General features: G+C 41.5%; 12 protein-coding genes. 3 read left to right on the top strand and 9 right to left on the bottom strand.

Annotated elements, in window-relative coordinates; genetic code table 11:
* Positions 1-77: 77 nt before the first annotated feature.
* Positions 78-842 carry an alpha/beta fold hydrolase gene (locus BA79_RS11265; RefSeq protein ID WP_017367554.1) on the top strand — a complete coding sequence of 255 codons (765 nt, stop codon included), beginning with the start codon at positions 78-80 and terminating at the stop codon, positions 840-842.
* A 44-nt stretch (positions 843-886) separates the two neighbouring features.
* Here the strand turns inward: BA79_RS11265 and BA79_RS11260 are convergent, their stop codons facing one another.
* Positions 887-2,194 carry an aspartate aminotransferase type Ic gene (locus BA79_RS11260; RefSeq protein WP_035702826.1) on the bottom strand — a complete coding sequence of 436 codons (1,308 nt, stop codon included), beginning with the start codon at positions 2,192-2,194 and terminating at the stop codon, positions 887-889.
* 139 nt (positions 2,195-2,333) lie between these two features.
* Positions 2,334-3,263 carry a ribonuclease Z gene (gene rnz, locus BA79_RS11255; RefSeq protein ID WP_035702824.1) on the bottom strand — a complete coding sequence of 310 codons (930 nt, stop codon included), beginning with the start codon at positions 3,261-3,263 and terminating at the stop codon, positions 2,334-2,336.
* A gap of 222 nt (positions 3,264-3,485) precedes the next feature.
* On the opposite strand from rnz, the gene zwf reads away from it, so the two are divergent.
* Positions 3,486-4,961: a glucose-6-phosphate dehydrogenase gene (gene zwf / locus BA79_RS11250; RefSeq protein ID WP_035390764.1), complete on the top strand. Its 1,476-nt coding sequence runs from the start codon at positions 3,486-3,488 to the stop codon at positions 4,959-4,961.
* 50 nt (positions 4,962-5,011) lie between these two features.
* Here zwf and BA79_RS11245 read toward each other — a convergent pair whose 3' ends face one another.
* From BA79_RS11245 to BA79_RS11225, 5 genes are all read right to left on the bottom strand, one after another.
* The gene (locus BA79_RS11245; RefSeq protein ID WP_017357941.1) at positions 5,012-5,734 is read right to left on the bottom strand and encodes a GntR family transcriptional regulator; all 723 of its coding nucleotides are present in this window, start codon (positions 5,732-5,734) and stop codon (positions 5,012-5,014) included.
* 175 nt (positions 5,735-5,909) lie between these two features.
* The gene (locus BA79_RS11240) at positions 5,910-7,316 is read right to left on the bottom strand and encodes a glycoside hydrolase family 1 protein (protein ID WP_035702822.1); all 1,407 of its coding nucleotides are present in this window, start codon (positions 7,314-7,316) and stop codon (positions 5,910-5,912) included.
* Complete coding sequence (gene celB / locus BA79_RS11235; protein ID WP_007501108.1) at positions 7,300-8,646, bottom strand: PTS cellobiose transporter subunit IIC; 1,347 nt, start codon at positions 8,644-8,646, stop codon at positions 7,300-7,302. Before celB ends, BA79_RS11240 begins: the two co-directional genes overlap by 17 nt.
* Before the next feature lie 25 nt (positions 8,647-8,671).
* Positions 8,672-9,004, bottom strand: coding sequence for a PTS sugar transporter subunit IIA (locus BA79_RS11230; protein ID WP_017357943.1), 333 nt, complete (start codon positions 9,002-9,004; stop codon positions 8,672-8,674).
* Positions 9,005-9,007: 3 nt separating this feature from the next.
* Positions 9,008-9,319 carry a PTS sugar transporter subunit IIB gene (locus BA79_RS11225; RefSeq protein ID WP_008342261.1) on the bottom strand — a complete coding sequence of 104 codons (312 nt, stop codon included), beginning with the start codon at positions 9,317-9,319 and terminating at the stop codon, positions 9,008-9,010.
* 437 nt (positions 9,320-9,756) lie between these two features.
* Here BA79_RS11225 and BA79_RS11220 point away from each other — a divergent pair, with 437 nt between their 5' ends.
* A complete protein-coding gene (locus tag BA79_RS11220; RefSeq protein ID WP_035702821.1) occupies positions 9,757-10,755 on the top strand; it encodes a hypothetical protein in 999 nt (332 codons plus the stop codon).
* A 119-nt stretch (positions 10,756-10,874) separates the two neighbouring features.
* Here the strand turns inward: BA79_RS11220 and BA79_RS11215 are convergent, their stop codons facing one another.
* On the bottom strand, positions 10,875-11,660 hold the full coding sequence (locus BA79_RS11215) for a glucose 1-dehydrogenase (RefSeq protein ID WP_008342255.1): 786 nt from the start codon (positions 11,658-11,660) through the stop codon (positions 10,875-10,877).
* A 12-nt stretch (positions 11,661-11,672) separates the two neighbouring features.
* On the bottom strand, positions 11,673-12,518 hold the full coding sequence (locus BA79_RS11210; protein WP_024718904.1) for a GRP family sugar transporter: 846 nt from the start codon (positions 12,516-12,518) through the stop codon (positions 11,673-11,675).
* Positions 12,519-12,772 lie beyond the last annotated feature (254 nt).

Genomic DNA, 12,772 nt, shown 5'->3' with positions numbered 1-12,772 from the left:
TTTTTTGTTTTTAAGAGAAACATCTTTGCCTTTTGTGCCGTCTTTTAGCTAAAGAACCACTTAGAGGAGATGGAAGAATGAACTCGGCATTGATTGAAAGAACGTATCATATAGATGGACATCACTTTTATACAAAGCATCGTCAAGGGAAAAAGGAAGCCACCATTATTTTTGAAGCAGGATATGGAATTTCAGGCGATACGTGGGCGAATATCGCTCGTGATATTGACCCAGAGCTTGGTGTTTTCTTATATGACCGTTTAGGTAATGGAAAAAGCAGCGAAAGCAAAGAAGGAAGAACTTTGCATGATCTTGCGGATGATTTAGATACACTCTTACATCAAGCCAATATTCAGCCGCCATTTCTCATTGTGGCGCACTCATTTGGCTCTCTTGTCAGCCGCTTATGGGCAAGCCGCAGAAAAGAAGATGTTATCGGTATGGTCCTTCTAGACCCAGCAAGTGAGGAGCAAGAGCAGGTCATTCTGCCGCTCTTATCAAAGGAAGAACGCACTTCATATATGACGCAGTTCACAGCAGAATGTACACATGAGGACTTTGAGCAAATGCTGCGTACGACCAAAGAGGAGCAAACGCATTATGGGATGATGCCCCTTCTTGTCATTTCATCAGGCAAAAGCCGCTTGTTTCATCCAGCACATGAAGCTTGGCTCAGGCTTCATAAACGAATGCTCACATTGTCATCCCAAAGCGGATGGATTCAGGCGCAGAACAGCTCGCACTATATTCATCACGATGAACCACATATTGTGCAGCTTGCGATTTATGATGTATGGTGTGCAGCAAAACAGCCTGCCACTTATTATCAAACAGCCAACTAAAAACAAAAACTCCTTGACCGGACATCAGTCAAGGAGTTTTTTCATTATACCGTTGGTGCTGATTGACTTTTCTCAGACAGCAGCTTTTCAATGCTGACAAGCTGAACGCATAACGTAAAGATGTCAATCGCCTGCTCTAGTTCTTCAAGCGTTGGGAACGTTGGCGCAATACGGATGTTACGATCAAGCGGGTCGTTTCCATAAGGATATGTCGCCCCTGCACCTGTTAGTGTCACACCGGCTTCTTTCGCTTTTTGCACAACAGCTTTTGCACAATGATCGAGTGTATTTAAGCTAATAAAATATCCGCCATTTGGTTTGTGCCACTCAGCGATGCCTGTTCCACCAAGCTTTTCATCAAGGATCGAAAGAACGAGGTCAAATTTCGGCTTAATAATCGCTGCATGCTTTTTCATATGTTCCTTCAATCCTTCTGGATTCTTGAAGAAACGAAGGTGTCTTAATTGATTGATTTTATCTGGCCCAATGGTTTGAACTGATAACTGTTTTTGAATAAAGCTGACGTTGTCCTGACTAGATGCCATCAGTGCAACACCCGAGCCTGGGAACGTAATTTTAGAAGTAGAGGCGAACATAAACACACGGTTTGCATGTCCTGCTTTGTCTACTGCTTGAAAAATATCTTTTAACGTATCAGGCGTATCTGTTAGATGGTGGACTGCATAGGCATCATCCCAAAAAATACGGAAGTCGTCTGCTTTTGTCTGCATGGAAGCAAGACGGTCGACAACCTCATCTGAATACGTAATGCCGTCAGGGTTGCTATATTTCGGTACACACCAAATCCCTTTGATGGCTTCATCTTCTGCAACCAATTTTTCTACCTGATCCATGTCAGGTCCATCCGACTTCATATCTACCGTAATCATCTCTATGTTAAAATGCTCACAAATGGCAAAATGACGATCATACCCTGGGCTTGGTGCTAGGAATTTTACCTTTGGAAGCTTGCCCCAAGGTGTTTTGCTGCCATATACGCCGTGAGTCATGGCACGGGCAATTGTGTCATGCATCATATTTAGGCTAGAATTACCGCCAATGATGATTTGTTCTGGCTTCAGATTGAGCACACTTGCAAAAAAATTCTTTGTTTCAGGAAGGCCTGTCAAGCCGCCATAGTTTCGCACATCTGTACCATCCTCAGCTGTCATTGCATCCTTTGATGTCACGACATCGAGCATGCCCATAGATAAATCGAGCTGTTTTGGTGAAGGTTTCCCTCTAGACATGTCTAAGTGTAAGTTTTTACTTTTGTACGTTTCATACTCTTTTTGTCGTGCTGCATATAGGTCATTTAATTCTGCTTCACTTAACGCTGTAAAACCGCTCATCTTTGATTGTGCCTCCCGTATTCTTCATAGTGTAATTCGTCATTTGTTTTTTCTTCACCATTTTACCACTACCTGAAAAAGAGCGTCATCATAAATATCAAAAAAATCACACAACTATTTTTGACGATTCATCCAATTTTTACAGGGTACGGTCAATAGGAAAAGAAAAGAAATCATGTGCAGCTTCAGTCAGCGGGAATATATCGCGGGCTTCTTTGAGTAATTGTTTCATTGACTCTTCCCCTTGGTACCGTGCACTAATATGAGTCAAAATCAGTCTTTTTGCGCCTGCTTCCTGCGCTGTTTTTGCTGCCTGTTCTGTCGTACTGTGATAATAATTATAGGCTAGTTCTGCATCTTCTTTCCCAAATGTTGCTTCATGGACTAACACATCCGCATTCTTGGCAAGCCTTGTTATATTCTCGCACAAACGGGTATCTCCTGAAAATGCAACGATTCTCCCTTTTTTAGGGGGTTCCAAATAATCGGTTCCATCAATCATTCTTCCATCTTCGAGTGTAACGGTTTCCCCATTTTTCAACTTCTGATACAAAGGTCCAGGTTTTACACCGATTTTTTTTAGGTCTTCGGCTTTTAGTGCACCGGGTACATCTTTTTCCACGACCCGATAACCGTAAGCTGGGATCCCATGAGACACTCGTTTTGCTTCTACTTGAAAGGTATCATCTTCAAAAACGATCCCTTCCTCTATTTCTATGATATGCAGCGGATAAGTCAAATGCGTTTGCGTCGCTGAAAGTGCCGCGTTTACAAAAGCTTTAATGCCGCTTGGACCATATATCGTCAATTTATCCTCTCCGCCTTGAAAGGACCTGCTGCCAAGCAGACCTGGGAGACCATATACATGATCACCGTGCATATGCGTGATAAAGATCTTCTCAATTTTTCTTGGTTTAATCGTTGTATGTAATATTTGATGCTGCGTCGCTTCTCCGCAATCAAAAAGCCACACGGCTTTTCTCTCTTCTAAAAGCTTCAGCGCAGTGCAAGTGACGTTTCTTGTTTTTGCAGGAATGCCTGCACCTGTTCCTAAAAAGAGCAGTTCCATTACGATTTCCTCCTACAGCCGGTATACAATCTCTTCATTCATATAGAATACATGAAGACAGGATAAATGTGAATTCAGCGGAATTTTTGAAAAAAGTCAAACTTGGGCAGAAAAAGTCGAATCAAATGTTTGCTTTACGAACAATGAACCTTTAAAATAAAGAAAATGTACATACATTCTCGGTTTTTACAACAATGCTACGAATAAAGTGAGGTACTTTTCGTGAATACAGAAACTAACTATCCAAAAGCAGTCATTGTCATCTTTGGCGCAACAGGAGACCTTGCAAAACGCAAGCTCTACCCTTCTATACATAGACTTTATCATAGCGGAAAGCTTGGAGATCAATTCGCTGTTGTAGGTGTTGGACGTCGTCCTTGGTCTCATGAAGACCTAAGAGCTGTGGTAAAAGAATCGGTCTCTTCTGATGATGCAGAAGCAAAAGCAGAGGAATTTATTTCTCATTTCTATTACCATGACTTTGATGTCTCAAGCCCTGCTTCCTATCAAGCACTGAACACACTTCTTTCTGGTCTTGAAGATACATACAGTATCCCAAATAACCGGATGTTCTATTTAGCGATGGCACCGGAATTCTTCGGAACCATTGCGAAGTTTTTAAAAAGTGAAGGCGTATCAGAAACGACTGGATGGTCTCGACTTGTCATTGAAAAACCGTTTGGTCATGACCTCCCTAGTGCCAAAACATTAAATGAAGAGATCCGAGATGCATTTACAGAGGATCAAATTTATCGTATTGACCACTACCTCGGTAAACAGATGGTGCAAAACATTGAGGTGATTCGTTTTGCGAATGCGATCTTTGAACCGCTTTGGACAAACCGTTACATTTCAAACATTCAAATCACATCGAGTGAATCATTAGGCGTCGAAGACCGTGCGAGATATTACGAGAGTTCTGGTGCACTGAGAGATATGGTCCAAAACCATATGCTTCAAATGGTTGCACTACTAGCCATGGAGCCGCCGATTAAGCTCAATACAGAGGAAATCCGTAGCGAAAAACGGAAAGCATTGCGTGCGCTTCGTCCTTTCTCGAAAGATGAAGTGGATCAATTCTTTGTCCGCGGACAGTATGATGCAGGAACGATTGATGGCAATATGGTTCCTTCCTATCTTGAAGAGCAAAATGTGGACCCAAACTCCAACACAGAAACATTCGTTGCAGGGAAACTTCTCATCGATAACTTTAGATGGGCCGGGGTACCATTTTACATTCGTACAGGAAAACGTCTAGAAAAGAAATCCACTCAAATCGTGGTGCAATTTAAAGACATTCCGATGAACCTGTACTATGGAAACGGGAATTCCATGCATCCAAACTTACTTGTGATTCACATTCAGCCAGACGAAGGCATTACCCTTCACCTGAATGCTCGCAAGCTTGATGGCGGAACGTATGCTAAACCAATTAAGCTGGACTATCAAACAAATTACAACGACATCATGAATACACCAGAAGCGTATGAAAAGCTGATTCATGACTGTTTGCTAGGTGACGCAACAAACTTTGCCCACTGGGATGAAGTGGCACTGTCTTGGAACTTTGTTGATCCAATTTCAAAAAAATGGGCTGAAACCAAAACGTTAAAACCAAATTACCCTGCTGGTTCTATGGGACCAAAAGAAGCAGATCAGCTTCTTGAAAAAGATGGATATCACTGGTGGAATATATAAAATCAACAAAAAAAGAGCAGTCTCCCGATTGAGGGGGTTCTGCTCTTTTTTTAAAGTCGTGTTTTCGTAATTTCAACCGTTGAAAAATCAAATTTATCATAGCGATGATGGCTAAAGGAATATTCAAACGGCCGGCCTGTGTTTAAATAAGCCACCTGCTCCACTTCTAGCACCGGATCCGTAGGGTCACAGCCTAAATATTGCTGATCAAGCTGATCTGATTTAGCCGCTCTAATTTTTTTGTGCGCTCCTGCCACTTTTAAATGAAGTGTGTTTGTAATGTAGCTATAGATAGACCCCAATAAAACCTCTTCATCTATTCCCTTAATGACATTGACAGGCATAAAGGTTTTTTCTAATACATATGGCTCTTCTTCCACCAAACGGAGCCGAATAATGTCATAGACGGGTGTGCTTGAGTCAATGGATAAATGAGCTGCCACCTCTTCACTTGGAAAATGCACATCAAAGCGAATGATTTGGCTCGTCACGTTTTTATCTGCCATCACTTTCGTGAACCCTTTATTTTCATGACCTGATACGTTGATCGCACCTTGATTTAGCGCTGCCTTCACAATAAATGTGCCATGACCTCTTTTTCTAAAGAGCAGACCTTCCGCCACTAAAAGATCAAGCGCACGCTTCATCGTCATTCTGCTGCATTTAAATTCAGCGGCAAGCGAGTTTTCATCTGGAATGGGTTGATCTTCTGGATAATATGCTGTTCCTATTCTTTTTCTAATTTCTTCTGAAATGAGTTCGTACTTTGTCATCTCACACCACCAACTGACTTGTTTTTTCATATCCTATTATAGCGCTTTCTAGCCTTCCTCTCATTCTACACTAAGCCTAGTGCGCTTAAAAGGTTCGAGCCACTTTCATTTCAACCCTTTCATCTTTACATAAGAAAAATACTTGCCCTTTTCAAGGAAAGAGCAAGTATCTTGATTAGAAACCATTATTCTCTGAAACCGATTGAAACCAGTAGCCACTTTTTTTGATGGTACGTTTCCCGTCTTTCTCAAGGTCCACTGAGACAAATCCATAGCGATTTTTATAGGCATTCGACCATGACCAATTATCCATAAACGTCCACAGGTGATAGCCTTTTACATGACTTCCTTCTTGAATGGCTTGATGCACCCATTTAAGATGCTCAGAAATAAAATCAATGCGGTAATCGTCGTGAATCATTCCTTCTTCATCCTGAAACCGCTCTTCTCCTTCGACACCCATTCCATTTTCAGAAATAAAGCATTCAATATTCCCATAGTCTGTCTGGACTTTTTTCAATATATCGTAAATACCCTTTTCATAGATTTCCCAGCCGCGGTACACATTCATTTTTCTGCCCGGCATTTCAAAAGAATCGAAATAATGGTCTGGCATAAATGGTGCATCAGGGTGAGGCATATGTTCCTTTGCTTTCACTCTTCTTGGCTGATAATAGTTGATGCCGAGAAGGTCGATCGTGTTCTCTTGAATGAGTTCAAGGTCTCCTTCCTCCATAGCCGGCATCAATCCTTCTTTCTTTAACACGTCCACTAGCTTTTCAGGGAAATGTCCTTTCACAGCTGGATCTAGGAAGGACCGGTTAAAGAAGGCGTCAGCCATCTCAGCTGCTTCGACATCCCGCGGATTCTGGCTTCGCGGATACGAAGGAGTAAGGTTCAGGATAATGCCTATTTTCCCATCCTGCTTCATCTCTTTATAAGCCGCAATGGCCTTAGCATTTGATAAAATCTCATGAAATCCAACTTGCACTGCCTTTTGGAAATCAACTTCGTTTGGATAATGGAAGCTATACATATATCCACCCTCTACAGGAACAATCGGCTCGTTATGGGTAAACCATTTTTTCACCCGGTCGCCAAATAGCTGAAAACACAATGTCGCATAGCTGACATAATCTTCTACGACCTGCCTGTTTACCCATCCTCCCGTCTCCTGAAGCGCCATTGGCATATCAAAATGATACAAGTTCACAAACGGTTCAATGTCACTCGCTTTCAGTTCATTGATCACATCATTGTAAAAAGCCACAGCTTCTTCATTAACAGCCCCTTTTCCCTCAGGTAAAAGGCGTGACCATGAAATAGATAGACGAAACGAGTTGTGCCCAATCTCCTTCATGAGGCGGATATCCTCTTTGTATTTACGATAAAATTGCGAGGTTACACCTGGACCGACGCCCTGAAAAAAACGATTCGGCTCTTTTTCAAACCAGTGGTCCCAAATGTTCGGTCCCTTTCCATCTCCTGGATAACTGCCTTCTGTTTGCGTAGCAGAGGCAGAAGATCCCCACCAGAAACCTTCTGGAAATGTATATGATTGACTGTTAGTTTCCATCGACATGTATTGAGTCTCCTTCACCTTTGATGTTTGTTTGTTTCGTTTTTTCTGTCGTGACTATTTTTTCATTTTTCACATTCATACGATCAATAAATTTTAGGAACGGGAACCAAATAACAAACACAATCATTAAATTAAACAGCTGAAGCAGACCGCCCGCTAATGAATTTGTTGCCATGACTCCGCTAATAAAGATCGGTACTGTCCATGGAATATTCACGCCTGTCGGAGGCGGCACAATACCTGCGGCCATCGCAAAATAAGAAATACAAGTAATCACCATTGGCGCCAAAATCCATGGAATGAGAATAAGCGGGTTCATCACAATCGGTAAACCGAAGATAATGGGTTCATTGACGTTAAATAAACCTGGTCCTAAGCCGAGCTTTGCTACTTGTTTCAATTGCTTACTTTTAAGAAAAATTAAAATCGTAAACACAACAGCTAGCGTCATACCGGTTCCACCCATACCCACTGTATAGATTTCGATAAACTGCTTGCTGATGATGTTCGGAACCTCACCTGTTTTTGTGTAGCTTTCTAGATTTTGAATGGACAATGTATTCCAAATCGGGTCCATGACAGAGTTGATAATAATTTGGCCGTGGAGCCCAAAGAACCAAAGAATTTGTATAAAGAAAATAGCGATCAAGGTCGGAATGATACCGCTTCCAAGTCCGACAAGCGGCGCCTGAATCGCATTGTAAATCAAGTCATGCATGTTGGTTTTGAACCCTTGTGTAATGATGATATTGATCAGTAAAAAGGTTGTGAGTGTCAAAGTAGCCGGGATGAGTGCAGCAAAAGACTTAGAAACAGCTGGCGGAACCCCTTGCGGCATATTGATGACAAATTTCTTTTGGACAAAATAGCGATAAATTTCAGCAGACAAAAAGCCTGTGATCATTCCAAGGAACATTCCCTTTGCGCCCAAACGATCGACTGGGATGACGCCTGCAATGGATGCACCGCCCTCTTGTTCTAGTAAAAATGGCGTAAGGAGCAGAAAAGAGGCTAAAGCGATCACACCGCCAAAGACAGCTTCCACATCATAGCTTTTCGATAAATAGTAGCCAATCCCAAATACAACAAACACACTCATAATGCTGATGGTCGCACTAGGTGCAATATTCAGTGCAGACTGAACACCTTCCAGTGCTGTTTGACTCATGATCTTATCTAAAAATGGCAGATTCATTAATACGACCATGATGGAACCAAAAATCGTTAATGGGAACGCAAGCATAAAGGCATCCCTTAATACCCCTAGATAGCGATTGTTGTTCAATCTCCCAGCAATCGGAACCAAAATCGCACTTATTTTATCAAACATTGGTTTCCCCCCTTGTTTACACCCTTTATTGTTTCAGTGATTGCAATATCGGTAAGAGCTCTCCCACAAGCTCTTTTATCGTCATCGTTGACATGAAATGATCTTCGGCATGCATGAGCAGCAAGGAGAATGAAATCGTTTCTCCGCTTGCCTCTTGCTGTACCATTTGAAAATGGATATCATGTGCATTCCGCAAGTCATCTTCCGCTTCTTTGAGAAGGTCAGATGCTACTGTTTCATGACCTTCTCTAAATTGTTTAAGAGATTGAAGCAATTTGCTTCGTGCATTTCCGCTGTGTAAGATCAATTGAAAACTGATTTGTTCTTCCGTGAGTCCTTCGAGTGTTTTCTTTTCCATCCTTTAAGATTCCCCCATCAATGAAACCGCTTGTTCATACGCTTTTTGTCCATCTGCTAGCCCATACGCCTGCATATCGATGACCTCTACTTCAATCCCATATTTTTGAGCTTCTTTTTGAAGATCCCCTTTTAAAAAACTCATTTGTGGTCCAATTAATACAACATCGGCATGTGCCATTTCTTTTCTCGCTTGGTCTTGTCCGACTGCCCAAATCTCTGCTTCTTCCCCTATAGACTCAGCATGTGCCTTCATCTTTGTGACTAGTAAACTCGTAGACATACCTGAACTGCATGCTAATAAAATACGTTTCATTTCTCTCACCCCATTGTTGTAATAAAAGCGCTTCCAGTTAATATTATATATTTTTATTTTTAAATGTCTAGACATTTAATTATATATGTCTGTATTTTATTTTAAAAATGACCGTATCAATACTCACAACAAGCTTTCAGAACAAAAAAGATCTCATCCAGATATGAACGAGACCCCTTTTCTTTTAAAAAATACTCTCCGAATGAACCATAAAGTAGCTTCTTCTTCTGAAGACAGTCTTTGAGAACTTTGTTAAAATAAGTGCTAATGACTTAGCTCATTCAAAAACCCAATTTTTCATCCCATAAATCATGAGAAGTAACTGCCCAGAGATGGAAACAGTTTCTATTCCCACTCAATTTGATGGATAGGTAAACGTCTTTTGCTGCTACTTTTCGAATCTATTCATATCTTTTCAATCAAAAGGAGTGGATATCATGGCAGTCACTCATTTGTGTGAAGCCTGTAAAAGAAACGAGATTGATGTTGTAAAAATTTCTGATGAACCAGCTCAGCCTTATCGATTATGCAATGATTGTCACAGGCGGCTCTTAACCTATTCTTTACGGCCAATTGAATGGTATCACTTAGCGATCATCCACTCTCCAAAGAAATTTTTATTGCACGATGATTTTTATGAAGAAGACGGAGAGGCTTGTCAGCCAGAAGAAGATGTATTGGTCATAGCAGAAGAGAAAATACCCACATTACAAGCGGTTCAACATGATTTGGAGTCTTTATTAGATTTCTCAATCACAAGATGGTTTCTTCAATACGATGTCATCAATGCCCTGAAAAAACACGATACACAAAAAATGTTGATGTCTGTAAAAGCTAGATTTTATGGAACGGAAAATCATGAAGTCAAATCAAGAATGCTGGAGATCGCAGCTGATGTTTTAGGTACTGCAGCTTCGGATTGGGTAAGAGAGCTTTGGGAGAATGATGCCGATAAATTTTTTCATCCGCTTTCTTGGGCAGCAGCCAGTAGTTTACCAGCCGAGGAAGGAATGAGACGTATTTTTGATCAATTGAAATGTGTAAGTGAAAAGGAATTGCCAATGACGGCTCTCTCCAGCCTATATCGTTTCCGTTCACATCACATACTTGATTGGATGGAGTCTCATTGCTCCTCTTTTAACGACAGTTGGGGCAGGTTGGCATCAGCATGCTTTCCAACATGGCTCAGAATGAAATCTTGGCTAAACAAAGGAAGACCTTTCAGTTTAATTGCACTCGATACAATGGCGAACTGTCTAGCAGTTAAAAACGATCCATTTATCGAGGAGTTATCACCTAAAATACTTCGTACAGATATCAATGAAATAGAACCCATTTTATATGATTATCTTCAAAAAGATGGCGTTCCTCGTGTCAAAACGAAAGTAAGCATCATCGTGAAGAACAAAGAAGCCATATTTGAAAAAGGCGAATAAATGGATAAAAGCGTGTGCAATGTTTATGCTCACGCTTTTCACTAGCATGACAACATACTAGATCATAATTTGATGTTGTGTTATCCTCTGAGCCCAGCCCGTGATCAACATATGCACGATTATCCTTTTCCTGCTTGGAATCCCGGGTACTTGGTCATACCGCCGTCTACATATAACGTCAACCCTGTCACATAGCTCGCCTCTTTTGATGCAAGCCAGACAGCACATGCTGCCACTTCTTCAGGCTTTCCGATATAGCCAATTGGTATCAGCTCAATGACGCCCTTTTTCAATGCTGGATCATCAAATTTTTCGGCATTGATGGGGGTATCAATTGCGCCTGGTGCAATACTGTTTACGCGAATTTTTTTAGGGGCATATTCTAGTGCCAGCGTTTCTGTCAAAAGCTTGGCGCCTCCTTTACTTGCTGCATAATGGACAAAATGAGGCCACGGAATTTGCTGATGGACCGACGACATATTAATAATCGACCCCTCGATCCCGTGTTCTGTCATATACTTTAATGCATCACGGCACCCTAAAAACATACCTGTTAAATTGGTGGACATCACTTTGTTCCAGTTATCTAGCGTCATTTCAGTTGAAGGAACTTCATTTTCAATTCCTGCATTATTGATCATGACATCAAGACTGCCATATGTATCAACAGCTTGATCAATCATCGCCTTCATATCCTCTTCTTTTGATACATCCCCTTGAATTTTGACAGCCTGTCCGCCACTTTTTTGAATCTCAGCAATCGTGTCGTCCGGGTTTTCTTTATCTGAGAAATAATTGATCACTACATTGGCTTTTTCTTGTCCAAACCGGCGCGCCATCGCCTGACCTATCCCTGTACCTGCTCCTGTGATGAGAACTGTTTTTCCTTCCAAATCTGGATACATTCGTTTAACCTCCTATTTTGTAAAACCTAGCAGCACACCGCCTGCGATAATCATCAAGCAGCCTGCAATGACAAAGCTTGTTTTTGATGCTTTCTCCTTTAATAAATAAATACCGCCTAAAGTCGAGATGACAATTCCTGTTTGAGACATGGAAAAACTTACTGCTACGCCAATGAGTGGAATCGCCAAAAGAAGCCCTAGATTTCCTGTCGACCACACAAGACCAGCAATGATATTTCTGAACGTATATTTGCTAAACGGGTCTTGCTTTAGACTAATCGCTAACGATGAAAGCAGCATGCCGACAGATTGCGGAACGAGCGCAGACCAGCCATCTATATGAAACCATCTTAAAATGACGACATATCCGACGTAGCCTACGGTTGAGATGAGCAAAATGATGATTCCCTTTTTAAAATTGCCGCCTTCGTTACCGCCACTCTTTTTTTGACCAAGTGATGTCATGACAACGCCAGCAATAATAAATAAAATGGCACAAGAACCAATAAGTATGACCGTCATAGTTTGCCATTCTTTGAAGACGATGACACCAAATAATGTCGTGCTCACAAGCTGCATACCCGTTGATAAAGGAACAGCCTTTGACACCCCTAGAAAGGCGACACTTGAAAGCTGATTCATTTGCCCTATACTCCAAAAGATCCCAGAGATAACGGAAACCGCAAAAATAAGCGGTGTCAGTTCCGGCATTTTGATCAAATAGGCGCCGATTGAAAACAAAAAAGCGCCGAGGGTAATGCCGAGTGTTTGCTGATAAGCATTCCCGCCAAGTTTGACACTAATGAGAACAATACTTCCCCAAAATATCGCTGGGAGAAGTGCATATAAAATGCCCACTTCTATCCCTACTTTCTGTTCTTTTTTACTTAGCATCCCTCTTTTTCGGATTTTTAGCCGAATAGATGTAAACACAAAAAAGACCTTACCAAAGGTAAGGTCACAGCGTGTAGACAAACCCTCGCATTCGGTGTCAGTCCTGCGTGCTGGTGCTCACGAATGTCAAATTCGCTCCGCTCCAGTACTCGGCCTTCCTAGCCTGCAAAGGTTTTCTATCACGCTAAAAAGAAGACAAAGGGCTAAAATCAAGTTCA

Origin of the sequence: Bacillus altitudinis 41KF2b, assembly GCF_000691145.1 — a bacterium.
Taxonomy (GTDB): domain Bacteria; phylum Bacillota; class Bacilli; order Bacillales; family Bacillaceae; genus Bacillus; species Bacillus altitudinis.
This window is presented reverse-complemented; position numbering and strand designations above follow the sequence as displayed.